The 25,666-nt window shown below is 44.8% G+C and carries 29 protein-coding genes and 4 tRNA genes; 3 read left to right on the forward strand and 30 right to left on the reverse strand.

The features are described 5' to 3' along the window. Positions 1 to 48: 48 nt before the first annotated feature. From Q8O71_00665 to Q8O71_00705, 9 genes are all read right to left on the reverse strand, one after another. Entirely contained in the window at positions 49 to 924 is an 876-nt protein-coding gene (locus Q8O71_00665) for a PCRF domain-containing protein (GenBank protein ID MDP2704905.1), read from the reverse strand. Positions 925 to 1,009: 85 nt separating this feature from the next. After that, positions 1,010 to 1,234 carry a hypothetical protein gene (locus tag Q8O71_00670; GenBank protein ID MDP2704906.1) on the reverse strand — a complete coding sequence of 75 codons (225 nt, stop codon included), beginning with the start codon at positions 1,232 to 1,234 and terminating at the stop codon, positions 1,010 to 1,012. Positions 1,235 to 1,341: 107 nt separating this feature from the next. Further along, entirely contained in the window at positions 1,342 to 2,025 is a 684-nt protein-coding gene (locus Q8O71_00675; GenBank protein ID MDP2704907.1) for a VTT domain-containing protein, read from the reverse strand. A 3-nt stretch (positions 2,026 to 2,028) separates the two neighbouring features. Then, positions 2,029 to 2,104: transfer RNA gene (locus Q8O71_00680), tRNA-Thr, on the reverse strand. A gap of 165 nt (positions 2,105 to 2,269) precedes the next feature. Next, a tRNA-Thr gene (locus tag Q8O71_00685) sits at positions 2,270 to 2,345 on the reverse strand. 129 nt (positions 2,346 to 2,474) lie between these two features. Further along, positions 2,475 to 4,382, reverse strand: a complete 1,908-nt coding sequence (locus Q8O71_00690; protein MDP2704908.1) for a hypothetical protein — start codon at positions 4,380 to 4,382, stop codon at positions 2,475 to 2,477. Positions 4,383 to 4,385: 3 nt separating this feature from the next. Then, complete coding sequence (locus tag Q8O71_00695; protein MDP2704909.1) at positions 4,386 to 4,847, reverse strand: hypothetical protein; 462 nt, start codon at positions 4,845 to 4,847, stop codon at positions 4,386 to 4,388. Between the two features lie 11 nt (positions 4,848 to 4,858). After that, positions 4,859 to 5,317 (reverse strand): hypothetical protein, encoded by a 459-nt coding sequence (locus Q8O71_00700; GenBank protein ID MDP2704910.1) that lies wholly within the window; start codon positions 5,315 to 5,317, stop codon positions 4,859 to 4,861. A 2-nt stretch (positions 5,318 to 5,319) separates the two neighbouring features. Then, the gene (locus Q8O71_00705; protein ID MDP2704911.1) at positions 5,320 to 5,748 is read right to left on the reverse strand and encodes a hypothetical protein; all 429 of its coding nucleotides are present in this window, start codon (positions 5,746 to 5,748) and stop codon (positions 5,320 to 5,322) included. Positions 5,749 to 6,103: 355 nt separating this feature from the next. Here Q8O71_00705 and Q8O71_00710 point away from each other — a divergent pair, with 355 nt between their 5' ends. From Q8O71_00710 to Q8O71_00720, 3 genes are all read left to right on the forward strand, one after another. Beyond that, on the forward strand, positions 6,104 to 6,775 hold the full coding sequence (locus Q8O71_00710; GenBank protein ID MDP2704912.1) for a hypothetical protein: 672 nt from the start codon (positions 6,104 to 6,106) through the stop codon (positions 6,773 to 6,775). A gap of 4 nt (positions 6,776 to 6,779) precedes the next feature. Then, positions 6,780 to 6,854 (forward strand) — tRNA-Met (locus tag Q8O71_00715). A 144-nt stretch (positions 6,855 to 6,998) separates the two neighbouring features. Continuing rightward, positions 6,999 to 7,072, forward strand: a tRNA-Asp gene (locus Q8O71_00720). 208 nt (positions 7,073 to 7,280) lie between these two features. Here Q8O71_00720 and Q8O71_00725 read toward each other — a convergent pair. The 21 genes from Q8O71_00725 to Q8O71_00825 form a co-directional block, all read right to left on the reverse strand. After that, on the reverse strand, positions 7,281 to 7,604 hold the full coding sequence (locus Q8O71_00725) for a hypothetical protein (GenBank protein MDP2704913.1): 324 nt from the start codon (positions 7,602 to 7,604) through the stop codon (positions 7,281 to 7,283). A 147-nt stretch (positions 7,605 to 7,751) separates the two neighbouring features. Beyond that, positions 7,752 to 8,075, reverse strand: a complete 324-nt coding sequence (locus Q8O71_00730) for a hypothetical protein (protein ID MDP2704914.1) — start codon at positions 8,073 to 8,075, stop codon at positions 7,752 to 7,754. A 110-nt stretch (positions 8,076 to 8,185) separates the two neighbouring features. Then, positions 8,186 to 8,845 carry a hypothetical protein gene (locus tag Q8O71_00735; GenBank protein ID MDP2704915.1) on the reverse strand — a complete coding sequence of 220 codons (660 nt, stop codon included), beginning with the start codon at positions 8,843 to 8,845 and terminating at the stop codon, positions 8,186 to 8,188. 8 nt (positions 8,846 to 8,853) lie between these two features. Further along, positions 8,854 to 10,284, reverse strand: a complete 1,431-nt coding sequence (gene gatA / locus Q8O71_00740; GenBank protein ID MDP2704916.1) for an Asp-tRNA(Asn)/Glu-tRNA(Gln) amidotransferase subunit GatA — start codon at positions 10,282 to 10,284, stop codon at positions 8,854 to 8,856. Positions 10,285 to 10,288: 4 nt separating this feature from the next. Then, a complete protein-coding gene (gene gatC / locus Q8O71_00745; protein MDP2704917.1) occupies positions 10,289 to 10,582 on the reverse strand; it encodes an Asp-tRNA(Asn)/Glu-tRNA(Gln) amidotransferase subunit GatC in 294 nt (97 codons plus the stop codon). 528 nt (positions 10,583 to 11,110) lie between these two features. After that, positions 11,111 to 11,752 (reverse strand): lysophospholipid acyltransferase family protein, encoded by a 642-nt coding sequence (locus Q8O71_00750; GenBank protein MDP2704918.1) that lies wholly within the window; start codon positions 11,750 to 11,752, stop codon positions 11,111 to 11,113. Between the two features lie 72 nt (positions 11,753 to 11,824). Further along, entirely contained in the window at positions 11,825 to 13,858 is a 2,034-nt protein-coding gene (ligA, locus tag Q8O71_00755; protein ID MDP2704919.1) for an NAD-dependent DNA ligase LigA, read from the reverse strand. Between the two features lie 19 nt (positions 13,859 to 13,877). Then, positions 13,878 to 15,713, reverse strand: a complete 1,836-nt coding sequence (locus Q8O71_00760; GenBank protein ID MDP2704920.1) for a VWA domain-containing protein — start codon at positions 15,711 to 15,713, stop codon at positions 13,878 to 13,880. Then, a complete protein-coding gene (locus tag Q8O71_00765) occupies positions 15,710 to 16,315 on the reverse strand; it encodes a hypothetical protein (protein ID MDP2704921.1) in 606 nt (201 codons plus the stop codon). Before Q8O71_00765 ends, Q8O71_00760 begins: the two co-directional genes overlap by 4 nt. A gap of 6 nt (positions 16,316 to 16,321) precedes the next feature. Beyond that, positions 16,322 to 16,918: a type II secretion system protein gene (locus Q8O71_00770; protein ID MDP2704922.1), complete on the reverse strand. Its 597-nt coding sequence runs from the start codon at positions 16,916 to 16,918 to the stop codon at positions 16,322 to 16,324. A gap of 18 nt (positions 16,919 to 16,936) precedes the next feature. Continuing rightward, the gene (locus Q8O71_00775) at positions 16,937 to 17,551 is read right to left on the reverse strand and encodes a prepilin-type N-terminal cleavage/methylation domain-containing protein (protein ID MDP2704923.1); all 615 of its coding nucleotides are present in this window, start codon (positions 17,549 to 17,551) and stop codon (positions 16,937 to 16,939) included. After that, positions 17,551 to 18,348 (reverse strand): prepilin peptidase, encoded by a 798-nt coding sequence (locus Q8O71_00780; GenBank protein MDP2704924.1) that lies wholly within the window; start codon positions 18,346 to 18,348, stop codon positions 17,551 to 17,553. Before Q8O71_00780 ends, Q8O71_00775 begins: the two co-directional genes overlap by 1 nt. A 22-nt stretch (positions 18,349 to 18,370) precedes the next feature. Next, positions 18,371 to 18,862, reverse strand: coding sequence for a prepilin-type N-terminal cleavage/methylation domain-containing protein (locus tag Q8O71_00785; GenBank protein ID MDP2704925.1), 492 nt, complete (start codon positions 18,860 to 18,862; stop codon positions 18,371 to 18,373). Between the two features lie 105 nt (positions 18,863 to 18,967). Beyond that, on the reverse strand, positions 18,968 to 19,450 hold the full coding sequence (locus Q8O71_00790; protein ID MDP2704926.1) for a type II secretion system protein: 483 nt from the start codon (positions 19,448 to 19,450) through the stop codon (positions 18,968 to 18,970). 175 nt (positions 19,451 to 19,625) lie between these two features. After that, positions 19,626 to 20,828: a type II secretion system F family protein gene (locus tag Q8O71_00795; protein MDP2704927.1), complete on the reverse strand. Its 1,203-nt coding sequence runs from the start codon at positions 20,826 to 20,828 to the stop codon at positions 19,626 to 19,628. 6 nt (positions 20,829 to 20,834) lie between these two features. After that, on the reverse strand, positions 20,835 to 21,896 hold the full coding sequence (locus Q8O71_00800; GenBank protein ID MDP2704928.1) for a PilT/PilU family type 4a pilus ATPase: 1,062 nt from the start codon (positions 21,894 to 21,896) through the stop codon (positions 20,835 to 20,837). Between the two features lie 16 nt (positions 21,897 to 21,912). Next, a complete protein-coding gene (locus Q8O71_00805; GenBank protein MDP2704929.1) occupies positions 21,913 to 22,308 on the reverse strand; it encodes a response regulator in 396 nt (131 codons plus the stop codon). A gap of 84 nt (positions 22,309 to 22,392) precedes the next feature. Then, positions 22,393 to 24,111, reverse strand: a complete 1,719-nt coding sequence (locus Q8O71_00810) for a GspE/PulE family protein (protein ID MDP2704930.1) — start codon at positions 24,109 to 24,111, stop codon at positions 22,393 to 22,395. A gap of 39 nt (positions 24,112 to 24,150) precedes the next feature. Continuing rightward, complete coding sequence (locus Q8O71_00815; GenBank protein MDP2704931.1) at positions 24,151 to 24,447, reverse strand: hypothetical protein; 297 nt, start codon at positions 24,445 to 24,447, stop codon at positions 24,151 to 24,153. A gap of 9 nt (positions 24,448 to 24,456) precedes the next feature. Continuing rightward, a complete protein-coding gene (locus Q8O71_00820) occupies positions 24,457 to 25,005 on the reverse strand; it encodes a hypothetical protein (GenBank protein MDP2704932.1) in 549 nt (182 codons plus the stop codon). A 6-nt stretch (positions 25,006 to 25,011) separates the two neighbouring features. Beyond that, complete coding sequence (locus tag Q8O71_00825; GenBank protein ID MDP2704933.1) at positions 25,012 to 25,650, reverse strand: hypothetical protein; 639 nt, start codon at positions 25,648 to 25,650, stop codon at positions 25,012 to 25,014. Positions 25,651 to 25,666: the final 16 nt, after the last annotated feature.

Here is a 25,666-nt window from a genome sequence, read left to right on the forward strand (position 1 = left end):
TATCCTATAAGTATATAGGTATCGGCTACCCTTTTCAAATGTGGCGATTTAGAGCCCTTTTTCAGCCTCTATGAACTCGTCGAGGTCCCCTTCAAGCACCCTGTCAATGTCACGTATTTCAACTTCGGTACGGTGGTCTTTAATCATTTTATACGGATGCAGCACATAAGAGCGTATTTGGTTGCCCCATTCAATTTCCGTCGTCTTGCTTATGTACATTCCTTCCTGTTCCACCATTCTTTTTTCTTCAAGCGCCTTAAAAATCTTTCCTTTTAAAATTACCAGAGCTTTTTCACGGTTTTGAGCCTGACTGCGTTCCGATTCTACGTGAACGGAAAGTTTCGTTGGAATATGCACGACACGAACCGCCGTTTCCCGCTTGTTTACGTTCTGTCCTCCAGGCCCGCTTGAACGTGTGAACTCAACGGACAATTGGTCTTCGGGAATTTCAATTTCTCCTGTCTTATCGAACTTGGGAATCACTTCAACAAGAGCAAATGACGTGTGACGTAGTTTTTTTGCGTTAAAAGGAGAAATGCGTACAAGGCGGTGCACACCGGATTCATTTTTAAGTGTGCCGTACACACCCTTGCCGTTTATTTCAATCGTAATATTCCGGTATCCTCCGTGGTCATTTTCATTGCTGTGTAAAATTGTGTACGTCCATCCGCTTTTCCCGATAAATTTTTCATACATTGAAAGAAGAATACGCGCAAAATCCTCTGCATCGTCTCCTCCCGCACCGGCAAACAAGGAGAGTATTGCGTCCCCTTTGTCATATTTGCCTATGCCCGCCTGTTCGTCTTTGAGACGTTGAACTTCTTTGATAATCGCCTGCGCGCGCGTTTTATCGCTCCAAAATTCGGGAGATGTCATTTGCTCTTCAAGTTCTTTGATTTTCTGCTGGGCTTCTTCGGTAGTCATATGCGATAACTCTAGCAAAAATGCCCTATCCTTGCCATGTAAAAGAAAAAGGCAAGAAATCATATTTCTTGCCTTTGAAGCAAAATTATTTGTCCTTGGAAATCCAGGTACCTGAAATGATGATTTCTTTCCTTTTGTTTTTTAAAACAACTGTTGAACCTTGGATAGAAAGCGCATAGTGCCCTTCCCATTTATCAATGACGCTCCCGTCGGCCGCGTATGCAATGACTTCGCGGTCTTTGGCAGGAGAGGTAAAGCCGTTTACTTCACGCCCTGTTGATTCTTCGGTGCAACCTGCCAGTAATACCATAAAACATGTGAGTAAAATGAGTTTGCCTTTCATTCCGCCCCCTTTCCCCTCCTTTGTTTGTACAAGTTCCCGATTAAGACACTACCAGAAAAAGGTGAATAATCAAGTTATGCCTCTTGCGTGATATCGCGGTGAAACCACCACCCGCCGATAAAGAGTGCAAGATAAACGACAACGGATGCTCCAATGACAAATACCAGATTGCCGCTCACGAGAGCATTGCCAAACAAGATACCGATTGTCGTCCCGGGCGTGTGAAGCGCCATCATGGAAACAAGGAAAAGGGGAAAAGAAATTTTTGTGAGCCCTGCCGCATAGGCAAAAATTTCCGGAAGTCCCGCAAACGCAAGACGGGCTTTGAAAAATGTCGAAGGTTTCGCACTTCGTGCAAGTATTTTTTCAAAAAAAGGTATCTGGGCTTTCGGTATAAAAAACGTGACGATTGAACGTCCGAAAAAACGACTCAGGTAAAATGCGACGGAAAACCCGAGAACATCCCCGATGAACGTAAACAAAAGGCCTTTCCAAAAACCGAAAGCCACGCCGGCAATGGCGTAAATGGGACCACCTCCAAGCGGCACGACAATTATCGTCGTCATCTTGAGAACAATAACGGCAAGCGGGGCCCAAATTCCTGCGGTTTTGACGATTTCCCCAAGACGGTCAATGCCAATCACAATCGTAATCCAGTAGGCACAGCCGATGGTGATAAAGAAAAAAATTATATTTTTTAAAGCGTCGCGAAGCGACGCTTTCTCTCCTTCCCCATTTTCGGACACAGGTGTTTCCATTTTTGGAGCCGCCTCCGAGAGTTGAACTCGGGACCTACACGTTACGAATGTGTTGCTCTACCAACTGAGCTAAGGCGGCGTGTATTCTTCTGCTATCTGCTAAAACCAACTACAGTATTACGTTTCTTTGTTATCAGCCAAAACAGCTAAAGCGGCGTATATCCTTCTGCTACCTGCTAAACCAAGTACAGTATTACATTTTTTATTATCAGCCAAAACAGCTAAAGCGGTTTATTTTTTGTACTGGAGCCGTTGGTCGGATTTGAACCGACGACCTACTCCTTACCATGGAGTTGCTCTACCAACTGAGCTACAACGGCAAATGAGGAGCAAAGAGGGGGCGTTTACGACCGCTCTTTCTCCGAATGCCACCGTTGCAAGCTTTGCTTACAACGAGCGAAACGTAAGCCTGCATATTAGTATATCAGGCAAGTTTTTTCAAACCGTTTTTAATCCAAACCCTGTCTAATAAGGTTAAGTTTTTCTATCATGGACAATGAAGCATCCCCGTTAACCACCTGTTTTTTTGAATAGAAATTAAGAAGTTCAACACTGCCTTTTATATGAGCCTTGATTAGTCCTTCAAGAATTTTTATCCTTCGTTTAATTTGTTTCGTCGGCTTGGTTTCATACTTATCTAGAAGTCCATTGAGTTCTTTTATTTCCGCTTTCAGGACATTGAAGCTTATAAGCAATGTTTTTTTCACAAGAAATCCCTTAATAAGACCATCTGTGTAATACTGCTCGACATCAGAAATAAGTTCGTCTATAAGTTCAAGTGCGGTCTTATCTTCTTCAATCGGCAAAGGATCGCTTACTTGGGTTGGATTGTCTTCACTTGAAGAAGTGAGAGTAATGGAATAGCCAATTTTTTCTCCCGAAGAAATCGTTCCTCCTTTAACAACGCTATTGTCACTGTTTTCATCAACATAAGAAACAACCATATGATACTCGCCGTCCCCTATCCCCGATAATTCGACTTTGTAATTTCCGTCTTCGGCGTCGGGAATCAAAATGAACTTTGGCCCCAGCGGGTCACTTGTGCCGTCATAAAATGCCTCGGGGACTTCAGTGACATCTTTGGTTATGATTTTTTCATCAGGTGCCGTAATTTTTACGTCCACAGGTGAAGCAAACCAAAAAGAAAGTATTTTGTCCGGCTCGTGGTAAGGCGAAAATTCAATGCCTGTCGGCTCAAAATCAAGACGCTCTAGGATAAGATTTATCGCCTGTGTTGGTAGTTCCTCATGGGCGACATTTTCTATCGTCCGTTGTCGAAAACAAGCCACACCATCACAGTCAAGTATCACTTGAGCAAATACAGGCTGTGTGAGAATAGCCAGTAATTTTTTAAACGGTGATTCCTCATTCCATACAGGCGTCGGGTCGTATGGTTCAATATCGGAAATTTCAAAAAGTGAACTTTCAAGAAGCACCGTGTTGTCCCCCATTGCCGAATCTTGCACAGGTTTTTGTGGGTCAGGAATTCCATCTGCCCACAGTTTCGTTTCATTAGGTCCACGTAGAACGACAGGAATAAGAGATAGCGTATTGAGTCCCGCGCTTCCGATATTGGTGATTTCTCTTACTCCCAAGAAAAGCGGTTCCAGTCCGTTCGGTGGTTCCCCGATATCAAGATTTGCCAAGAAATTGTTTTGTTCATACATTTCGGTTGGAAAAGTAAATATGCCGGTATTTTTATCCTGTATGTAGATGTATAGGGGAAGAAGTTCTTTTATGGAAGGTACGAAAGTATGAATTACGTCGTATTTATCATTTACCGATTGGCTTATCACATTTAGGAACCCAAGGTAACCATTTAAGAGAGTTTTTTGGATTCTTGGCCAGTGGTCAGGTATCTGTGCACCTTCCCAAATAGTATATGCATCGGAAGAACCATAATTGGGTGTACCAAGCATGAAAAACTGGTCAACATCGTTACGGTAAAAATCACCCTGAATATATGAACGGGCAACCAGTCCACCCATGCTGTGGGCAATGATGTCCACCTTTCCTGTCAAAGAATGTTCTAACGCTTTATCTATGGTAGGAATCAGATAATCTGTAACCGAATTTGAATTATTTTTTCTCCAGTCATAAAAAGCAATGAATAAAGTCTGGTCCAGAACATACCCTTTTTCTTCCATGGCACGAATGAGATTGTCGTAATTTTCTACATATGGGAAAAAGCCCCATTGTGTGTTGACTGTGCCATTTTCAAAAAAGACGTCGGGGTTCCATGAAGTACCAAGACCAGGAACTATGACTATCGGTTCTAATTCAACTGATTGTCCCGAAACATGAACGGAAGAAAGTAAGACAAGAAGAAGAATGGACAGGGTTAAATTTTTTTTCATATCTTAGAAATATTTTATTAATTGGCCGAATGCCCACGGTACGAGAATATTCATAAATAACCAAATAATACCAAAAAACATGGCGACGGCTAAAGCGAGAGAAATAAATCCCCGCAAAACTGTGTAGCGGCCGTGTAGTCCCGAAACATAAAAAACCGAAAAAGGCCAAACAAGAAGAAGGGATTCCCCAGCGTACGTGTATCCGTCATCTATAGCATTGGTAACATAAGTAAAACCCTCAAATCTTCCTAAATAACGAGAGATAACCTCTCCCAAAAGCAGGATACAAACGTAGTAAAATAAAAAAGAACTAACGTATGCCCCTAAAATGTGGTACCACCGTGTTGGACGAAAACGCTTGAGGGTGATGACAATAAACGGAAGCAGAATAAAAAACAGAGTAATGGCAAAAACTATCCATTGAATAATTTCTGCAAATGCCGATCCTTGCCAAAAAGGTCTCATGTCGTTTTTGATTATATAAAATAACTAAGTATTAAAAGAATCATACTCATTATAAAAAAACGATAGTACGACGTCGGGAAAGGCCCGAACCAGTTTGGATGCCAAGGAATATTTTCTTTATTGAATTTCCCAAGTCCAAAATTCGGGTTGAGAACAAACCAGAGATAATCTTCAATAATCCAAAAGAGAAAATAGAGGGAGGCGATGCGCAATTCCCACGCAAATGACCACTCACCCGCTAGAAAGAAAGGAAAATGAAAAAAAGCATACACGGACGCAAACATCCAAGTATGAAAGCCGGTTAGGGGTGACTTACCCCAAAACAGCTTCATTGCCTTAAATTTTTTACGCCACGTCGGCAGGTTCTCCGCCCAGCCGTGCCTACCCTCAATATTTATCTCCAACTTTGCGACGCAATACGCGACAATAGGAATGAACGCGAGCGCGCGAAGGAGAGTTTCGTCAATCATGTTTATTCTTCCGAGTAAATTAACGTATTGGGATAGGAATTATGCCATGTCCCCCATTGCACCTCCACAGGCTTAAACACTTCGCCCGTTTCCGCATGAGTCATAATAATTCCGCCGTTATACGCGGGAGAAGGCCCGATAATTACGGGTTCTCCGAGCAGAGTATCGTAGATAACGTCTTTATCCCTGAATGCGGACAGAGGATAGGCTTTTTGCACCCCCCCGATTGAAAATCCGTAGACCGTTTCTTCTGAAAGCACTCCGTCAATTTCTTTTTGTTCCGGAATGACGGTTTGGGATGCGTCCAACTCTTGAGAATCGTTCGGAGTATTTTTGAGTGCTTGCGGGAAAAAAGAAAGACCAAAAAGAATAAGGCCGAGAAAAACAAGAACCGTGATAAGCCGTATGAGATTTTCTTTTAGCTCGGTCATTTTATCTAGTATAGCAAATGTGCACAAACCTTGTGCATACCCTTCTTTCGTGATATATTTCGCCCATTATCCGAGAGACAATCCCCGACCAGGCGGATTCTCCACGGACAGGTCGCGGGATGGAGCAACAGTAGCTCGAAAGGCTCATAACCTTTAGACCCTGGTGCAAATCCAGGTCCCGCAACACTTCAACTCGCTTCGCTCGTTCAGTGCGGGCAAGGCGAAGTGTCCCGAGCATAGTCGAGGGACAAGCAAAAATCCACGCAAAGAGTGCGTGGATTTTGGTTGAAATATCTACTTACTAGTTATTTATATCTATATAAAACATCTGATATATGTTAATATACTATCATATATGGCGAAATCTAAAGAAAAGTTATTTGCACACACGTTACGTAGGGAAGGAAAGAGTATTCTTTATATTTCACAACAACTTAACATAGCTAAAAGCACAGTAAGTGTTTGGTGCAAAGACATTACACTCACCTCTTTTCAGAAGTCACAATTACACAAAAATTCAATCATCGCGGGACATAAAGGAAGAATGATTGGCGCAATGCAAAATCATCTCAAAAAATTACAGACCATAGAAACATACCGAATCGAGGCAGAGAAAAATGTTGGCAGATTGTCAGCTCGTGAACAATTGCTATTAGGAACAGCCCTGTATTGGGCTGAAGGAGGGAGAAAAAGTTCTGGATTTTCTTTTGTAAATTCTGACCCAAACATGATAGCATTCATCAGTAAGTGGCTCCAGGGAAGTTTTCAGATACAAAAAGAAGATTTTATACCTAGAATTTATATAAATGAGCTTCACAAACCCCGAGCAGAAAAAATATTGAAATTTTGGTCTGCTCTGCTACAATTACCCAGAAATCAATTCCGTCGTATTTCTTTTATCAAAACCAAGCAGAAAAAGATGTATGAAAATTATGACAATTATTATGGTATGCTGGCTCTAAAAATCAGAAGAAGTACCAATTTGAAATACAAAGTGATGGGATTGATAGGAGCAATTAAAAATTAAACACGCCGACGTAGCTCAGTGGTAGAGCACTTCACTCATAAAGAAGCGGTCGCAGGTTCAATCCCTGCCGTCGGCACCAGGTGAATACAAGACAGTAACAGGTTTTTTTGATAAAGTGTTCCCTGTGCCGTTTTTGTTCCTCATTTGCGGGAGTAAGCAAAAGCTTGCTACCGCGACGCTCGGAATTAAAGAATATGCTAGGCATGCTCTTTATTCCTCGCTTGCGGGAGTAGCTCAACTGGTTAGAGCATCCGCCTGTCACGCGGAAGGTTGCGGGTTCAAGTCCCGTCTCTCGCGCATCGCCAAAAACCACTACCATAATGGTAGTGGTTTTTGTGAGACGGGACTTGAAAGCCGGAGCACGACGACGCGAGGCGGGGTCGCGCAAATTTTTAGTAAAAAATTATGCGTGACCAAGTTCCCAAATAAAAATCTTCTTGGCCAAGTATCTCTCTCGCAAAAAGAAAAAGGTCTTTCACTTTTAGTGAAAGACCTTTTTTGCCACTCAATTACGAGAGGGGCTGTACATGGAACGGGAGAAACAGTCTCCGTAAACTTCGTTGAGACCCATTTCTTTCAGAATCACAACACAAATTTCTATATCCATCTTCTCCCTCATCTTGGACGCTTCGATTTGCCGAAGAAGTTCAAGGCTTTCATCCTTTCGTATTACTCCGTCTTTTATCGCAACTTCGACATGCAGACGGGCATTGCTTTTGGAAAAAACGATGATACCTTTTTCCCCTGGCGAAAGAAACAGAAAACCGAATTCTTTCGTCTTTTCGCAGTGCACGAAATATGGAGCAAATTTTGCAAGGGGTTGAGACATGGACACCTCCTTTTTATATGTGACGAGCAAAAACCTACTCTCTACTCTAACACATTTTATTAAAAAATCAAGCCGTTATTTTGCAAAAAGAATGGCCCCTTCAATCAAAAAGATTGAAGGGGCCATAAAACATAATTACAGGGGGTTTTACGCTGAGATCAGCGTAGGTTCGATCAACTTCGCGTAAATCACGAGGTCCATGGAAGAAAGCTCTCCCAAACACGAATGATTGATCCGGTTGATGAGAAAGAGAAGTTCTCTCTTTCCGATGACTTCCATCTCACAGGCGTACATCGCGTATGCCCGAGCCGCCGCTTTGGAAAAGACAGGTACCGGTTTTCGAAAGAATGATGTTTTCTTTCGGAAACTGAACCTGCCGATTCGGGCTGACAGATCGAGTACGTAGTGTCTCCTGCAGTCACCAACCTTAAAAACAACTCCTTTTACTGCACATTCTGCCTGTTGTTTCATACTCCCCCTCCTTGCTGATGTGTTGAACTGTAACTGTACTACTCCTGAGATTAATTATATCAGTTTCAAGAGATAAAGTCAACCAAAAATCAAGAAAAACGTTGATACGCCTAGATATAATAGAACTCTTCAAAAACTTTTTTATATAGTTCGATAGTGCGTCTTGCCTCCCTTTGGTTTAAAAGAAAATCCGAACCTTCGTGAGCAACGGCATTTCTGATTTTGTGGGCCTCCCAGGCGTAATCAAGAGTTTCAAAATCGCTCGGTTCAACGTTTTTGAGTTTTTCTCCTATCGTTTCACCGTCATAGCCCATTTTGTCCAGGACTTCTTCAAGCATAATGTCCGCTTCCAAAATCGCCAGTTTCCAGTCTGAAGCGGTGTCGGATTCTATAAGTTTGAGAACCTGTTCCCATTTTTCATTAAGCAAATGCTCGGGGCGAGAGTCCGTAATGGCAATTGAAACACCTTTCTGCGGAAACAGCTCTTTGTGTTCTTCCGCCCGAATCATATTTGTCTTTCTTGTAAAATGGGCCCAACCGACAATAAAAATTGCCGAGAAAATTATAGAGAGGATTTTGAGAAGAGGAAGAATGTCTCCGAATACCTCTTGTGCGTGCTCAAAAAAACCCAGCCCGACACGGACAAAAAGGCTCTCAAGAAGTCGCCTGACCGCATCGACAACAGCGAGGAGTACGAGACCAATTACTCCGATTTCAATGGCAATCGCCACCGGATCGCTTGTTGTTGGTTTTTTCTCTTCTTCCGCCATGTGTTTTATTATACTTCACCCAGAAAACGTTTACCGACGGCAAAAAGAATATTCTCTGCGGCATGGGGGGCCATGATTTGGAGTCCGAGAGGAAGATTACTTCCGTCACGGAGAGCTGTCCCCGAGGGAATTGAAATTGCCGGGATTCCGACAATGTTTGCGGTTACGGTAAAAATATCGGCAAGATACATTGAAAGCGGGTCTCCGGACTTCTCCCCTATTTTAAATGCCGGAGAGGGAGCCGTCGGCGTTATCACCGCGTCCACTTTTTCAAAAGCATTTGTAAAATCACGAGCGATAAGCGAGCGGACGGTATTGGCTTTGTTGTAATACGCATCGTAGTAACCGGAAGAAAGAACGTATGTGCCAAGCATAATACGACGGCGAACTTCGCGGCCAAACCCTTCTCGTCGGGTAATCAGATACTCTTCAAGCAAATCTTTACCCTCTTTTCTCAAACCGTATTTCACTCCGTCAAAACGGGCAAGGTTTGAAGACACTTCTGCGGGCATTAAAACGTAGTAGGAAGCCAAAGAGTACATGATGTTTTGAAGCGAAATTTCTTTGATTGTGTAGCCTAAAGACGTCAGTTTTTTGATAGAGTCCTCAAAATTTTTCTTCACGTCTTCATCCATACCTTTCGTTTCCAGAATTTCTTTCGGTACTCCGATTATCATGTTCTTTTTCTCTTTCCGCGGCGGATATGTTCCGTCAGGGTACGTCGTACTGTCATAGGGGTCTTGGCCTTTCATTGCATTAAACAGTATTTCCGCATCATCCACAGTGCGGGTGATGGGACCGATAACATCAAGAGAAGAACCCATGGCCATAAGTCCGTGACGGGAAACGCTTCCGTATGTCGGTTTAAGACCCACGCATCCGCAAAAACTTGCGGGCTGCCGTATTGAGCCTCCGGTGTCAGAACCCAGAGCGGCAAGAGCGAGTCCCCCACCCACCGCCGCGGCGGAACCGCCCGATGAGCCTCCGGGAACACGAGTGAGGTCGTGTGGGTTTTTTGTTACGCCAAAAGCGGAATTTTCCGTCGAACCTCCCATGGCAAATTCGTCCATGTTGGTACGACCCAAAAAGACGGCATCTTCGTTGATGATTTTTTGGGCCGCAGTCGCCGTATACGGCGCGGTGTAATTTTCAAGAATTTTTGATGCCGCGGACGCCTTCTTTCCCTTAATCAGAATATTGTCTTTAATGGCAAGCGGAATGCCGGTAAGCGCACCCGCTTCCCCATTTTCTATTTTTTTCTGAGCGGTTTCGGTTTGTTTGTCTATGTCGGAATATATTTCAAGATAGGCGTTGAGATCCTTATTTTTTTCTTTTGCAACGTCAAGAAAGGCGTGAACAAGTTCGGACACTGAAAAATCTTTGGTACAAAGACGTTCGTGGGCGGTGCGTATCGAGAGATGTGTGAGGTCTGAGGCCATGCGTTTAGAGAATATTTTTTACTTTCAGTTCGTTGTTGTCCCCCTTTTCGGGAAATTCGGCGACAATTTCTTTCGTGTATGCGCCACTTTCGTGGGGATTCTCGTCTTCGCGCATAACATTTTTAAGCATATTGTCGGAAGACGATTTCTTGTCGTCAAGAGAAGACACGACATTTTTTATTTGTTCGACATAGCCCAAAATCGAGTCGATTTCTTTGGCAAATTGTTCAACTTCTTCATCGCTTACCTTCATACGCGACAGCCCCGCGAGTTTTTTAACCTCTTCTTTGGTAATCATAGGCTTAAGTGTACGGAGAAAAAATACCCATGTAAAGAACCGCTCAATAATATTTCCTGCAAAGCGCTCACCTGCTTCCAGCGATAGGTTCGCTAAACTCAGAAAATTTTTGGCTCAAAGCCAAACCGAGCAAATTTTCCTGCGAACATTGCAGAAAATATTGTTTCGCTTTGACGGGAAGAAGAAGATAACAACACCCTTAGTTTATGGAGAGTTTTCTGGTATAAAAAAGGGCGGTCTTTTTTAAAAAGACCGCCCGGTTGGGTTTATGCGTTACTTACTTTGGTGTAACGCGTGGCACCCAAAACCAATTAAAAGGTTTTACAGTGAGGAAGGGTTATGTGTTTTTTTATTCGCCGGCCACCCGGCTACTTCGGATTGCCACCTGATGTACTGCAGAACTTGTGCATCCGCATCCTCCTTTCTCTGTCTTTTGCAGTAAAATCTAGAAGAGACTATACCACAGAAATTAAATTTTAATCAATCCTGTGTTATGCGCTTTTCTTAATACCACTCTCTTTCATGCGCTTACCGAGGGCGCATATACTCGGGCAACAAGACTTTGATTTCTTCCATGAGGCGTTGTTTTTGCCGAGTCAGATTTTCACGAGATAAATCAATGGGAAGCGGAATGGTATACGGTTTTCCGAAACGGATTTCTATGGGGACAGGCGTGATACCCTTTCCCTCTTTGGGAAATGCTTTGTCACTCCCAATGATTGCCGCGGGGACAATCGTGCAATTACTGCTTATTGCGATTGAAGCCGCTCCCCATCCGCCTTCTTTCAACACACCGTCTTTACTGCGGGTGCCCTCCGGGAAAATGACAACGCAGTCCCCGGCCGCGAGAGCCATGACGGCCTCCGTAATTGTCCGCCTTGGTCGGGTCTCATCAACGCAAATAGTGCCAACCGTTGTCATGAACCAATTGAGAAAAGGATGTTTGAAGAGCCTTTTCTTGGCCATTGAGTGCACCATTCTCCGCGGAATGCTTGAATGCACAACCGGCGCGTCCAAATAGCTTGTGTGGTTGCAGGCAATGAGAACACCCCCCTGCTTCGGAAATGTCTCTCTCCCGCTCACCTTAAGACGAAACACGAGGCACGCAAGAGCATATACGGACGTATTTGCTGTGCGATATACGATTCTTCTCCATATATTAAGTTTCACTTTTCCCTCCTTTACGTAGAAATTACAAAGAACTTTTTGTTAGAGGAGAGTATATCAGAGGCAAGAGAGTAATCAACCTTTTTGAATCATGTCGAGAAATGCCCGTTCGGTAAGGACAGAGACACCCAGTGTTTGCGCTTTTCCCAATTTTGACCCAGGTTTTTCTCCGGCAACGAGATAGTCGAGCGTTTTTGAAACGGATTCCAAAACTTTTCCACCGGATTTTCGGATTCTTTCTTTCGCCTCGTCCCGAGACAATAAAGAAAGCGTGCCGGTTAATACGAATGTTTTTCCTGAAAGCGCGCCCTTCGCGGCAGAATGTTTTTGCACGTGAACGTGAGAAAGAAGACCGTCTACGATTTTTTTATTATGCGCGTCGGAAAACCAGTCGGATACGGACGTGGCTACTATCGGTCCGATACCTGATAAGCGCTCAAGTTCTGCAAAAGATGCATGCTGCAGATTGGCAAGCGTGCCGAATGTGTCAGCCAGGTCATTAGCCACCCCTTCTCCCACATGAGGAATGGAGAGTGCGATTAAAAACCTCGGAAACGAAATGTCTTTGGCACTTTCGATTGAGTTAATGATATTTTCTGATGATTTATCTCCGAAACGGGGCAATGCCGAAAGCTCGTCTTTGGTCAGGGAAAAAATATCCTGATAGGAGGAGATGAGCTGGTGTTCCAGTAAAGCGTCAATGATTTTGGGGCCGAGACCTTCGATGTTGAACGCTTTTTTTGACGTGAAGTGGTACAGTTTTCTTTTCTGCTGGGCAAAGGAGTTTTTGTTTACACAACGCCACGCCGCTTCACCGGGGATTCTTTCAATGGCGCCATTTCCTCCGCATTCGGAAACCCTGTCGGGGAAACGATATTGTTTTTCTTTCCCCGTACGCATCCCCCCGACAACGGAAACAATGTCGGGAATAACATCGCCGGCTTTTTGCAAAATAACCGTATCCCCGATACGGACATCAAGCCGCCTGATTTCATCTTCGTTATGTAATGTGGCTCGGGCGACAACGCTCCCCGCAACCCGTACCGGTTTAAGTTCGGCGACAGGAGTCAGGATGCCGGTACGCCCGATTTGGAGAACAATATCTTCCACAATGGTTGTTACCTGCTCTGCCGGAAACTTGAGTGCTATGGCAAAGCGTGGAGATTTTCCGGTATACCCAAGCACTTCCTGATATGCCCGTTCGTTGACTTTAATGACAATACCGTCAAGCAAATAGTCTTCTTTAGTCGATTTTTTCTGCCACTCTTTCCAATACGTCACAACTTCTTCGATATTTTTACAGTGGCGAAAATTTGGATTTGTTTTAAATCCCAAGGTCCGGAGAAGTTTCAATTCATCGTACTGCGTCGCCAGAATCGGGTTTTGGAATGAGGCAATATCATAAATAAAAGTATCCAGATTTCGTTCTTCGACAATTTTCGGGTCAAGCTGTCGGATTGAACCGGCCGCGACATTACGCGGATTGGCATACAGCGGAAGATTTCTTTTTTTCTGGAGAGCGTTCAGTTTTTGGAAATTTGATTTGCTCAACCACACTTCCCCCTCAACGACAACGCCAACATTTTGTGTAAGGGTAATGGGCACAGATTGGATAGTTTTTACGTTTGCAGTAACATTTTCCCCCACCTTCCCGTCTCCGCGCGTAGCGGCCGTTTGAAGCACGCCTTTTTCGTACGTGAGGACAATTTTAAGACCGTCGATTTTCAGTTCGCATGTATACGTGGGAGTTATTTCTCGTCCCAGACGGTTTTTAAGAAAACGCCTGACCCGCGCATCAAATTCTTTTGCGTCTTCTTCCGTAAACGCATCATCAAAAGACCACTGAGAAACAGCGTGGGTGATTTTGGAAAATTCTTTGAGAGGCTCGCCGGCAACTCTTTGGGACGGTGAGTCGGAAGTAATGAGTCCCGGATACTGCTTTTCTATATTGGAAAGTTCGTATTTTAGGGAATCAAGCGCTTCGGGAGAAATCGTTTCCTTATCCAAGACATGATATTCGTACCGGTATTTTTCAACCGTTTCTTTCAGACGCTCATAGCGCTCTTTAATCTCTTTGGGCACAGCAACGCCATGTTTCTTTTCCGACATAGCATCATTATCCCCTATTCTAGTCTCCAGACAAGGGGTGCACGCAGTTGACGATTTGGCTTAGAACCGTGTCGAGGTCATCATAATCGGGCGCTTCAAAATAGAACGCATTACCGTCCACATCTGGGCTATCGGGTGCCGCGAAGCTCGCTATATCATCATTGATATGTTCGCCACAATTGATATACCCCGGGCAGTCGGCCTGGACCGAAGGAATGTTGATTCCGATTGCGAATATGTCTATACCGGCAGAACGGGCGGCGTCCGCCTCAACTACCGCTTTCCCCATGGCAATTTGCCTTCGCGCCAAACCTTGAGGTGTATCGGTTCCAACGTCTCTTGGCGTCATGTTGTATTCTTGATTGCTTTGTCCGGGCCGATGGTCGGCATCGTTAAACAAATTATTTCCGTCAAAATCCTGGCGCATACATGAATAATACTGCGTACTTCCTCCGTCAGTAATCACGATAATGTAATCGGGGGATTCGTTATCCGGACGGTCGTACGTCGACGTATAGTTGTAATTATTGGGTGCGGTCGTGCTTATCGGACTTCCGTCAGCCGTTTCGAAAGCGGCACATAATGCCAAGAAGCTCGGACCACCTACCACAGGACATGTTGCAGGGTTATCATCTGAAGTCGGACAGTGTTCCATCTGAAATCCACGCGCGGTTTGACTTATTGTCTGGTTTTCATTTACAAGAGTTACGGATTGCCCGTAAGAAACGTAATCAGGAACATCGGTTGTGAGGTTTGATGAGAAAAACGGTGACCCGGACATAGCCGAATCGGTATACAGGTTAAGGCGACCTCGCTCAAATATACTTGTCGAACCTCTGTCAAACCCGCTTGTACCAAAACCATCGCATGTAGCCACGTATATGTTGTATTCCCCTGGCGGAATTTCAGGTAAAGGCGTACTTGCTGTTTTGTAGTGTCCACCGCCGCCAAGACTATCATTGACTCCTATCGAAGTCTTAACATTATGGGGAAATTGAACGACAACTCTGTCCGGACCACCCGCCAGAGGACAGTAGAGCCAATTCTCGGTAGGAACCTGCTGATTTCCCAATTCGGCACGGGCAAATTGTATGCCAGCCGCCAAGTTTGTGTAGTCTTCGTACAAGCCGTATTGGAAAAGGTCATTTTCAATACCTGAAAGAATTTGTGCCTTATCACCCGTTAGGTGGGTTATCATATTTGCCCGTGACCCAAATTGGACAATGCCCAAGTGGACGCCAGTTTCCGACGGATTAAGCGTATTTACAAACTGTGTGAGTGCGGATTTTATGAAAGCCAAATCATCCGCCTGAACACTTGAAGAAAGGTCGAGGACAAACATGATATCCGGCCGATATGAACAAATCCCATACGCCTGGAGGTTTTGTTGGCGTTCATATTTTCTTAACGCATTTAATTCGTCCGTATTATATCCCTTAGAGTCGATATCCAGATGAAAAATACCCGGCTGTCTCTCTACTCTCACTACGGAAAAATAAGGGTACTGAAATGTTTGCGGTCCGATTTCATAGTCGTGGCCAAAAGAAAATTCAAAAACCGAAGACGCGTGATTGGAATCCCAAGAAAAAGACTCTTCATTACAGGAAATGGTAAACGGTGTTTCAGGAGTGAAATTTTTTCTATCAAGCAAGCTCCAATAACGAGCGCATTCGGAACCCGCTTCTCCGGCGTAATATGCGAGTTGCGATTCACGTACCGCGGTTGAGAGCACGAAACTTCGTGTGGTAATCGATGCGATGGAAAGACCGAGGGAAAGAACAACCGATGCGATAACTATCGCGATAAGAAGCGTAATACCGTGTTCTTTTTTTTCTATGCGATTAAAAACTCTCATAGGACGGTGTTATAAATATTTGTTTTCAGAGTAAATGTTTTTGTTTGCAGGAAGGAATTTTTCCATGAAATCGTTACAGCCACTACCGCTTCGTCTTCGGTCGCGCCAGTACTCAAAGGAACAATTACCACCGTCCTCGTAAACCTGCTATCGGTCCACTGCGCACCCTCGTCATATCCATAGGCTCCGGTCGTGCTATTAAACTTGAGGGGGGGACACCCCGATGAAGCGCACGCGAGAGCTTGCAACGGACCGGTGTGTGTATACGTAGTATCGATGGCGCATCCGTCGCTACTTGTACAGGCTGAGTCGAGTTCCTCGAGCCACTCTACCCCGCTACTTGGATTTAAAACCGAGTCGAGGGTGTTTTGTTTCTTTTTTGCAACAACATATTCAACGGCATCCTGAGCAAGATAGGCTGCGATAACCTGGTCTCGTGCAAGGGCGGTAATACCGATGCCTTGGGAGGCAATATAGAGCGGTGCGGTGATGGCCCCCATAAGAACCGTTATGGCGACGAGTGTCTCAACAAGAGTAAATCCGTCGGAAACTTTCTTTTGAAAGTTTTGGTGGATAAGTCCTTTTTTTGCGTGATGTATCATACGTGTTTATAAGTCGGTAAAACGTTGTGTAATGGTCGTTTGGATGTTAAAGACCGCTTTTTCCTCGCCTTTTATCCTCGTTTCCGCGCGCAATATCATGAGTACTTTCGACTGGATACCGTCACGGGGGTCGGCACCGCTTATGTAAAATTTTAAATCATTTATTGTAACGGCAGGGTCGGTAAGCGTAATGAACGATGTGCCACCATCAACAGATTTATGTACAGCGTTTCCGTTTAAGCGGTAAATAACCTGGTCGGAAGGTGACAATACATCCCCCGTCGGCGGTTCAAACGCAATATATGTTCCGTCAAGACAGTTACGGAAAGTTCCTATACCATTATTTCCCGCCGCGATTTGTGCCGTTAAGTCGGATTCGGAACCGCAGTTGTACAGCCTCCCGTCACGGGCACTGCGTACGATTTCTTCAATCGAAAAATCAAGGTTGTCGACAATTGCTCTTGTTGCCTGGGCTCTTCGGTGCGCATCGGTGATAAGAAATAGGGCGGTTATGGCAATAAAAGCGACAATCATGAAAATTCCCAAAGAAACAAGCGTCTCTACAAGCGTGTACCCTTTATTTGTTTGAGAAAATTTCGTCATTTTAATTTCAGTATATCATTACTCGCAATCGGCACTTCTTGTAATGTACATGCGCCCGCTCTCCCACACACAAACAAGACGACGCGCTTCACCGCGCGGAGAATAGATTTCAAAAGAAGCGCCTATCGGGTTGACTCCGGCCACACTCGCCTCTATCTGCGGAGAAAGTGAGCGAGGAAACGTAACCGTCACGGAAGGAGCGGTCTGAGGAAAACCGAGCACCTCCGTAAAAAAAACATTGAGTAGGCCGCTCTGTGTATCATATGTTTGCAATTCTTCACCCGTATCGTATTGCCCATCCTGGTTTGCATCATTGAAGATAAGATACTCCGTTGAATTATCGGTAAAAAATATCCCATACCAGCCTGAAAAATCGTCAGAGCCCGGCTGTATTTCCTTTACCGAAGTCGCATAGACCTGGGCTTCTCTCAGAGTCAGAATAATTTCGTTTGCAAATTTGTCGGCAAGAATATTTTCATCGTAACTGCGGTAATTAAACAAGACAACCCCAATGACAAAAGTCATGATGGCGATGCTTACCAAAAGCTCCGTGAGCGTAAACCCGCTTGAAACTCTCTTTTGAAAATTTTGGTGGGTAAAACCTCGTTGTTGGAAAAATTGAGATATTTTCATTACACGTTGAGAAAAAAGGCGCTTACCGAAACATTAAAGAAAAAAACAAGCACCATACCAAGGATTAAAAATGGGCCGAAAGGAATTTCACTTTTCATTGTAAGCTTTTTACCGCCGAAGGACCAGCTGGGTATTCGTTGGAGAAGAATCAACAAAAGACTGACCGCGGCGCCAATCCAAAATGAGAGGACAATCGCATCAAAACCTCCCCGAAGACCGAGAAAAAAACCGATGCCAAGAGCGAGTTTCCCGTCGCCCAATCCCATCCACTCACCTTTTGATAAAAACCACAGAAGAAAAAAGGGTGTAAAAAAAATCGGACCAGCCAACAGATACGGGATATGCCCCGCAAACCCGTCAACAAATACGCCCCAGACAACATCCCCAAGAGAAAGAAAAATAAACAAAAAAACAAGAAGGTCGGGAATAATCATGTGCTTAAAGTCATAGACGGTAATAGCAAGCAGGATACTCCATATGACGGAATAAAAGACAAAGGCGAAGGAAAAGCCGTATGTCATAAACAAGAGCAGAAAAAAAAGGCCCGACAAGAATTCAACCGTCGGATACTGGAAAGAAATCGGAGCTCGACAGTTTTGGCATTTCCCCTTCAGAACAAAGAAACTTGCAATCGGTATGAGCTCAAGGGGTGAAAGCGTTTTACCGCATTGAGGACAATGGGACCTTCCTAGAATCGATTCCTTTCCATAACGCGCGATAACAACATTTAAAAAACTGCCGATGATTGTCCCGAAAATAAAAACAAAAAAATAAAGAAGGGATTGCGAAGGCAGCATACGCTCTTATCGGTTAAAAAATTTAATTACAAGCAAGATCGTTTGCGTTTGTCAGCGCCGCGGTACCCGCGCCACTCACAGCCGTGTAGGGTGTGGCACCACCGCCTTGTGTGCTTCTTGAGACTCCGGTACTGTCGACACACCATGCACCTCCTGAACGAAGCGGGGCTGCCGCTGCCCAGTTGTTTGCCGCACCGGATGCCGGTTTGCCACAAACGTCAGAGGTTTCATTGCCCGCCCCGGCAAAACTCGCGGCATTAAGGGCAAGCATTACGGTTTGATTTTGGGTAACGCTGTTTGCCGCACACACTGCGTCGTAGTCGCCGTCAGTGTCGTAGATAAGTTCTGCTTGAGAACGCACTCCGGCAAGATTTTCTTTCACAGCGGCATCATACCCACGGACACGCGCGGCATTAAGGCTTGCCAAAACAATTGACGACAAAAGGCTGATGATTGAAATCACGACCAAAAGCTCGATAAGCGTAAATCCGGTTTCGTGTTTATTTGTATTCATACACTTTTAAACCCCGCGCAAATTCCACTACACCCATTATACCTCCCGTAAAGGAAAACAAAAACCACCGCTTACGCGGTGGTTTTTGTTTATGAGATCTAAAATTTAGTTACAAGCGACGTCGTTTGCATCAGTTAAAGCCGGTGTAGCTCCTGAAGTCACGCCCGTGTACGCTGTACCGCTTGAGTTCGCCAAACGGGAAACACCCGTTGAGTCGACACACCATGCACCTCCTGAACGAAGCGGGGCTGCCGCTGCCCAGTTGTTTGCCGCACCGGATGCCGGCGCACCGCAAACATCTGAAGTGGTGTCACCTGCTCCTGCTGAACTTGCCGCGTTTAGGGCGTTGAGAACTGTTGTGTTCTGTGTAACGCTGTTTGCCGCACACACTGCGTCGTAGTCGCCGTCAGTGTCGTAGATAAGTTCTGCTTGAGCGCGGATACCGTTAAGGTTTGCCTTCACAGCCGCGTCATTACCCTTGATACGAGCCTGGTTGAGACTTGCCAAAACAACGGAAGAAAGTATACCGATGATGGCAATAACAACCAAGAGTTCGATAAGTGTAAAACCTTTGTTTTTCTGTGACATTGTATAAATGATTTCTTAATAAACTTTTATTTCGACCGGCCCTCTCGCGAGACGCCGCTTTTTAAAAAAAGCTTTGTGCATTCATTATATAACTATATGGATAAAGGAAAAAGGCCTTTGTTGATATCTCGATATTACTCGATATCAATCCTGAGTGGAGTCGAAGGACTGACAACTAGGAAAGCGTTGCGACGTCGTAAATAGGTATGAGAACAGCAGCCAAAAGGATACCCACTCCGACACCCAAAACAACAACCATAAGAGGTTCAATAAGACTAATGAGAGTATCGACGGCATTTGTCACCTCGCGTTGGTAGAACTTGGCCATCGTGTTTAAAATATTGCCCAATTCTCCAGTCTCTTCACCCACCTTCACCATCTGCACCATAATCGTGGGTACTTCGGAGTAATTAACAAGGGATGCGGAAAAAACACTCCCTCCTTTGACCGCCTCAAGGCTTTCAGCCAATATTTTTCGGTAGAGAGCGCTCCCTACAACTGATGAGGTGACCTCTATCGCGCGAAGCATAGGAATACCCGAGGCAATCATCGTGCTCATGTTGTCAGCGACCCGCGAGAGAAACAGTTTTTTGTACAAATCACCGAGATAGGGGACGTTTAACCGGAACCTGTCAAATGCCAAAGCACCTTCGGGAGTTTGTATGTATTTCCCCAAGAAAAAACCTCCCACAATAAGAAAGACCAAGAGAAAAATTCCGTAATGTATGAAAAAGTCGCTCGTCCATATGACAAGTTTGGTATAAATCGGCAATTCCCTCCCCGATTCAATGAGAATGGCGGTTATTTTGGGAATTATCATGGTAAGCATTAAAGACATAACAGCTACAAAAACCGCTATGACAAAGGCGGGGTAAATAAGAGCCCCCCGAACTTTTGAGGCGACTTCGTACGTTCGGTCAAGATAATCGGCCAAATAATTGAATATTTCGTCAAGCCGCCCCGATTCTTCTCCGGAACGGACCATGTTAACGTAAAAATCGGAAAAAACATCGGGATGTTTTGCAAGTGATTGAGATATGGAACTTCCCGACTGCAGGTCATTCGCGACCTGGTCGAGAGTTTCCCGCAAAATTTTGTTCTCCGCCTCGTTGGCAAGAAGTTTAAAAATTCGGAGGGCTGGTACTTTTGCCTCAAACAGCGTCGACATTTGCCGTGACAGGATGACGATGTCTCGGGCGGATACATAGTGAAAAGATGAAAACCATCCCAATGATTTTCTTTCTTCAATCGGGACAATGGATGATAGGACAACACCCTGGTTTTGCAGAGAATTAATGGCCGCATCAATATTGATGGACTCGATTGTCCCTTTTCGCTCCTCCCCCGCTTTGTTTACGCCTTGATAACTAAATAACATATGTGTCTAGAGCATTCTCTCAAGAATCTTTTGGTTAACCGCATGCAGAAAAGCATTTTCAACAGTAATATCGCCTTTACGGACAAGGTCCGCGAGACATCGGTTAAGGTCAATCATTCCTTCCTGTGAGCTTGTTTCAATGACAGTGCTGATTTCGTGTGTTCGTCCTTCGCGAATCAGGTTTGAGACGGCACTGTTTGAAATAAGCAGTTCGTACGCCGGCACAAGACCTCCGGAAATACGGGGAATGAGACGCTGCGAAAAAATACCGATAAGACTTCCCGAAAGCTGAGTCCGAATTTGGTCCTGTTGTTGGGCCGGGAATGAGTCGATGATTCGGTCAATCGTCTGGGAAGCGGTATTGGTATGAAGTGTTGAGAAAACAAGGTGTCCGGTTTCCGCCGCGGTAACCGCCGTCGACATTGTTTCCGGGTCACGCATTTCACCTATCATCAGCACGTCAACATCCTGACGAAAAACGCTATGAAGCGCGGTATGGAAACTTCGCGTGTCATATTTGACTTCTCGCTGGTCAATAATTGATTTTTTGGGTTCAAAAACGTACTCAATTGGGTCTTCAACGGTAATAATGTGCTCAAGACGCGAAGTATTTATCATATCGATAAGTGTTGCCAATGTCGTACTCTTTCCTTGCCCCGTTGGTCCGACAACAAGAAAGAATCCCTGTTGCTTTCGTACAAACAATTCAAGGGATTGCGGCAAACCAAGTTCTTCAAGACTGCGGATTTGTCTCGGGATAAGCCGGAGTGCGATGCTTATTTTCCCCTGCTGGTAAAAAGCGTTGCCTCGGAAACGGGCTTTTTCTTTAAACACATACGCAAAGTCCACTTCTCTTTTCTCCGTGAGTACTTGGCTTTGCTCGGCGGTTAGAATTATCTGCATGAATCCGGTGATGTCAGCCCTTGTAAGCGGAGTTTTTTTGACAAGCGGAATAAGAAATCCGCCGACACGGAATGTCGGGTGGCGGCCTTCGGATAAATGAAGGTCGGAACCATCCTCGTTTATGATGGTTTCAAAAAGTTCTTCAAGCTCTTTCTTATAGTCCATCGTTTAAAAAGATTAATTACCTGTCCTTGGCTTTAACAATCTTGAGTACCTCCTCTACGACTTCCGAAGGAATCGTCGTCGCTTTGACAATGTATCCGTCGGCACCGAGCGTCTTTGCTTCGGAAACATCACTTTCCCCTCCCTGATTGGTAAGCATGACAACCGCCGCATGCGGAGCAAGATTTTCTTTTTTGACTGTTCTCAAAAGTTCTTTTCCATCAATTGTCGGCATAATGATGTCGAGAAGGAGGGCGTCGGGATTAAACCCACTGCGGAGCTGGGCGAGTGCTTCTGTCCCCCCTGGCGCAGTGCTTACATCGAAACCGTTTTTCCCGAATTTCATGGAATACATGTTCAGGAGAAACTTATCATCGTCAACTATTAAGATTTTATATTTTTTCCCGTTTTCCATTAAGAAGTATACAGATATGTGCGTCTATATTTCCCCTTTAAAAAACGCGCGAATCCACCATTAACTATATCACATTGTACTCTCCTAGAGACCGTTTATTTCCTCAAAAGGGATGATGCGCGAAAACGCTTTCGAAATTGCGTCTTCCTTCATTGTCATCATTCCGTTTTTTCGGGCTATTTTCCAAATTTCCGTCTCGGTGGGATTTTTCAAAACCGCATTTTCCAACTCTTTGTCCATTTCAAGCATTTCCATGACCGCCACACGGCCACGGACTCCCGATGGACATCCGGGAGCAGGAGCGACCCCGTACATTTGTTTTCCGAACGGAATCTCTTTTTTGTATTCCTCGGGAAGGTCGGCAAACTGCTTTTCCATCATCATGGCAATACCACCATCAACGGATATCGGTCTTCCCGCCCCTGGACAAAACATGCGGACAAGACGCTGAGCCATCGCCAACACAAGCGTAGGACCAATGAGATACGGGTCAACTCCCATGTCGATAAGACGCGGAATAGCACCAATGGCGTTATTTGTGTGAACGGTAGAAAGCACAAGGTGGCCGGTAAGTGCGGCTTGAATTGCAAGTTGGGCAGTTTCTTTGTCGCGAATTTCACCAACCATGATAATGTCAGGGTCTTGTCGAAGGGTCGTGCGAAGACCATTCGCAAACGTATACCCTATTTCCGGATGGACCTGAGATTGATTGATACCGTCAATACTGTATTCAATAGGGTCTTCGAGGCTCAAAACATTTTTGGTCTCTTTGTCTATTTCATTCAACATGGCGTAAAGAGTCGTGGTTTTTCCGGAGCCCGTCGGGCCGGAAATGAGAATCAACCCGTATGGACGTTTAATCGCTCGACGTATCGTTTCCAAGTTTCTTTTACTTAACCCGAGGTCGGTCAATTTCTTCACTCCCTTTTCCTGGTCAAGGATTCTCATCACTACCTTTTCTCCGTAAAAAGTCGGGAAAGTGGAGACACGAAAATCAATCTGACGCCCGTCAATTTTCGCGGAAAATCTTCCATCTTGGGGTTTTCGTTTCTCATCGAGCCGCATATTCGCAAGAATCTTAATTCGGGCAACAACGGCGGAGTGCACCTTCTTAGGGAGCACGAGACTCGTGTTCAGCACACCGTCAACTCGGAAACGGACACGGACCGTATCACGAGTATGCTCAAGATGGACGTCAGACGTATCGCCTTCGGTCGCATATCGCAAGATGGTCGCGACTATCTTTGTTACAGGAGCATCTTCGGTTACCTGGACCTCATCTGTCGCATTTTTTTTTGTATCCGTCCCGGCCGTTTCCGCTATTTCATCCCCTTGCAATTCACCCTCAAGCTCATCGAGTGCCTCAGTCACTTCTTTCGACAGCCCTTTGTACATTTTGAGGACTTTTTCAAAATCTTCCTCCGAAATAAGGAATATCTTGAACGGCATGTTAATTTTTGTCGATATAAAGGTAAGCGCGTCTCTCGCTTCAATATTGTCAGGGTCGGTCATTCCAACCTCAAGCACCCCATCGGAAACTCCGAGAGGAACGAAACGGTAGTGCGAAGCCGACTCTTCGGGAATATACTCAAGAACGGTTGTTTGTATTTCTTCGTCACCCAAAAAGCGGACAGGAATATTGAGGTGCTCTCCCTTGCTTTCGATAATATCGCGCTCAGGAATTCCCATATCAACGAGCGTTTCCTCAAGAGGCTTTCCCGAAGTGCTTGCTTTACGTCGAATAGCCGGAATGTCTTCTTCCCGGATAATGTTTTTTCGCGCAAGAATCTCGAGTATACCCATAAAGGTTAATAAAAACCGATTACGTTTTTAAAAAATAAATTAACGGAAAGACGCAAAGGGATTCGGCCTCCCCACCGGCTGTGACGGAATGACAAGTTCGAATTCCGCAAGCCTTTGAAATTCGGAAGTAGAAAACAAAGAACCATCCAAGGAAACGTTTTCAAGGCGACGCAATGTTGTTATCACCTCCTGCCCGACAGCGGTTATAGGCTGAGCGGAAGATTGGGGAATGATTTTGAAAAATGCGGTATATATCCATAATCCCACACCCGCAAGAACCGCAAGAACCAGCGCTCCGGCATTTTTCTGAAAAAAGTTTTGGTTATTGTCGTTCATAGCCTTTGGTTAAGGGAGCCAATAAGTTTTTATGGTTATTTCATATGTGTGCGTAGTTCCTGCCGCCGATGCGTCAAATGAAACCTCGGGAAAATCAACAAGGCGAAGATTCGACTCGAGGCTGTCGATAAACTGAAGGAATTTTACGTATGTGGTTGAAAAAGAAAAGGTCATGGAAAGTGTACGAAACGTGTCCGAAGAAGAGTCCGTGATGTTCCCGCCCACCTCGCTACCCGGCTGTCCTTCCTGAATACGAATAGCTTTTATGGCAATGTCGTATTTCTCCGCTATACCGTTAATCTCGGCGGCAAGTTTTACGTTATCAATATTGTGAGGAACCATTTTTTCAAGACGGGACAAGTCGGAGCCTGAAAAGGTATTGTATTTGTTTACAAGCACGGTTTTAGTTTCTTCAAGCTTTTTTGCACTGTCGAGAGCGCGGACATAATCCGACTCTTCGGATTGAAGCGTGCGAATCTCAGCGTACGTCGGGTCGATATACACGTAAAAAAGCGCGACGGAGAGAATTATGAGAAGAAGTGGAAGGATGCTTTTCATGGCGTTTTAATAAGGGAATCCCTCAAGAGAAAGGGTTTGAAAGGTGTCTTTATAAAGAAGGTCGCGGGCGTTAAAAACAAGACTCAATCTGAATACCACATTCCCATCGGGGTCAAGGTCAAGATTCGAAAAGACGGAACGTTTCACCGATTTGTTTGTGGATAAAATATCAGATTGGAGAACGAGAGTTGTATAATTTCTCGCCTTCCCTTTCATAAAGACCGCGACATCCCCGTCAAGAGGAAGAATTTCGTAACTGAAATCGGTAAATTGAACATTCTGAACAGTTAATGACTGCAGCAATTCAAAAAAAGCGGAAACGGAAAGGTGCTGGGACAGAAGCGAACGGGCGGCTTTGAGACGGTTGTCGAGATCGATAAGTTCATTTATTAAATCCGTGTTAAAAGAGGCTCGAAGTTCTGACAACTCCATATCAAGACTTTGTATCCGGTTGGAAAGATAGCTTTTATAAGAAAAAACCGCCGCGCCGGCAAGAATCGCCACGACAAAAACAATGACACCGACAAATGACATGAGGCCCGCCGGTTCTTTTTTACCAGTGGCGGCTGTATGAGTAATCCGGGTCGTTCCGGAAACAACCGGTTTTTGGGGTATGAATGTTGTTTTTTGAAATCGAGGATCCATAAGGAACAAACTACTT

The sequence above is a fragment of the bacterium genome (assembly GCA_030690305.1).
Classification (GTDB): domain Bacteria; phylum Patescibacteriota; class Minisyncoccia; order Phycocordibacterales; family JAGLPS01; genus JBBUCK01.

What these genes read in the sequence shown, in the direction of transcription:
- ligA (MDP2704919.1), bottom strand. Translation starts at nt 13,858, where the DNA reads ATGTCGGAAAAGAAACATGGCGTTGCTGTGCCCAAAGAGATTAAAGAG.
- Q8O71_00820 (MDP2704932.1), bottom strand. Translation starts at nt 25,005, where the DNA reads ATGAAAAGCATCCTTCCACTTCTTCTCATAATTCTCTCCGTCGCGCTT.
- Q8O71_00690 (MDP2704908.1), bottom strand. Translation starts at nt 4,382, where the DNA reads ATGAAAAAAAATTTAACCCTGTCCATTCTTCTTCTTGTCTTACTTTCT.
- Q8O71_00775 (MDP2704923.1), bottom strand. Translation starts at nt 17,551, where the DNA reads ATGAAAATATCTCAATTTTTCCAACAACGAGGTTTTACCCACCAAAAT.
- Q8O71_00780 (MDP2704924.1), bottom strand. Translation starts at nt 18,348, where the DNA reads ATGCTGCCTTCGCAATCCCTTCTTTATTTTTTTGTTTTTATTTTCGGG.
- Q8O71_00770 (MDP2704922.1), bottom strand. Translation starts at nt 16,918, where the DNA reads ATGACGAAATTTTCTCAAACAAATAAAGGGTACACGCTTGTAGAGACG.
- gatC (MDP2704917.1), bottom strand. Translation starts at nt 10,582, where the DNA reads ATGATTACCAAAGAAGAGGTTAAAAAACTCGCGGGGCTGTCGCGTATG.
- Q8O71_00670 (MDP2704906.1), bottom strand. Translation starts at nt 1,234, where the DNA reads ATGGTATTACTGGCAGGTTGCACCGAAGAATCAACAGGGCGTGAAGTA.
- Q8O71_00710 (MDP2704912.1), top strand. Translation starts at nt 6,104, where the DNA reads ATGGCGAAATCTAAAGAAAAGTTATTTGCACACACGTTACGTAGGGAA.
- Q8O71_00815 (MDP2704931.1), bottom strand. Translation starts at nt 24,447, where the DNA reads ATGAACGACAATAACCAAAACTTTTTTCAGAAAAATGCCGGAGCGCTG.
- Q8O71_00825 (MDP2704933.1), bottom strand. Translation starts at nt 25,650, where the DNA reads ATGGATCCTCGATTTCAAAAAACAACATTCATACCCCAAAAACCGGTT.
- Q8O71_00760 (MDP2704920.1), bottom strand. Translation starts at nt 15,713, where the DNA reads ATGAGAGTTTTTAATCGCATAGAAAAAAAAGAACACGGTATTACGCTT.
- Q8O71_00725 (MDP2704913.1), bottom strand. Translation starts at nt 7,604, where the DNA reads ATGTCTCAACCCCTTGCAAAATTTGCTCCATATTTCGTGCACTGCGAA.
- Q8O71_00730 (MDP2704914.1), bottom strand. Translation starts at nt 8,075, where the DNA reads ATGAAACAACAGGCAGAATGTGCAGTAAAAGGAGTTGTTTTTAAGGTT.
- Q8O71_00665 (MDP2704905.1), bottom strand. Translation starts at nt 924, where the DNA reads ATGACTACCGAAGAAGCCCAGCAGAAAATCAAAGAACTTGAAGAGCAA.
- Q8O71_00705 (MDP2704911.1), bottom strand. Translation starts at nt 5,748, where the DNA reads ATGACCGAGCTAAAAGAAAATCTCATACGGCTTATCACGGTTCTTGTT.
- Q8O71_00810 (MDP2704930.1), bottom strand. Translation starts at nt 24,111, where the DNA reads ATGGGTATACTCGAGATTCTTGCGCGAAAAAACATTATCCGGGAAGAA.
- Q8O71_00790 (MDP2704926.1), bottom strand. Translation starts at nt 19,450, where the DNA reads ATGTCACAGAAAAACAAAGGTTTTACACTTATCGAACTCTTGGTTGTT.
- Q8O71_00695 (MDP2704909.1), bottom strand. Translation starts at nt 4,847, where the DNA reads ATGAGACCTTTTTGGCAAGGATCGGCATTTGCAGAAATTATTCAATGG.
- Q8O71_00785 (MDP2704925.1), bottom strand. Translation starts at nt 18,862, where the DNA reads ATGAATACAAATAAACACGAAACCGGATTTACGCTTATCGAGCTTTTG.
- Q8O71_00765 (MDP2704921.1), bottom strand. Translation starts at nt 16,315, where the DNA reads ATGATACATCACGCAAAAAAAGGACTTATCCACCAAAACTTTCAAAAG.
- Q8O71_00800 (MDP2704928.1), bottom strand. Translation starts at nt 21,896, where the DNA reads ATGGACTATAAGAAAGAGCTTGAAGAACTTTTTGAAACCATCATAAAC.
- Q8O71_00795 (MDP2704927.1), bottom strand. Translation starts at nt 20,828, where the DNA reads ATGTTATTTAGTTATCAAGGCGTAAACAAAGCGGGGGAGGAGCGAAAA.
- Q8O71_00700 (MDP2704910.1), bottom strand. Translation starts at nt 5,317, where the DNA reads ATGATTGACGAAACTCTCCTTCGCGCGCTCGCGTTCATTCCTATTGTC.
- Q8O71_00675 (MDP2704907.1), bottom strand. Translation starts at nt 2,025, where the DNA reads ATGGAAACACCTGTGTCCGAAAATGGGGAAGGAGAGAAAGCGTCGCTT.
- Q8O71_00805 (MDP2704929.1), bottom strand. Translation starts at nt 22,308, where the DNA reads ATGGAAAACGGGAAAAAATATAAAATCTTAATAGTTGACGATGATAAG.
- Q8O71_00735 (MDP2704915.1), bottom strand. Translation starts at nt 8,845, where the DNA reads ATGGCGGAAGAAGAGAAAAAACCAACAACAAGCGATCCGGTGGCGATT.
- gatA (MDP2704916.1), bottom strand. Translation starts at nt 10,284, where the DNA reads ATGGCCTCAGACCTCACACATCTCTCGATACGCACCGCCCACGAACGT.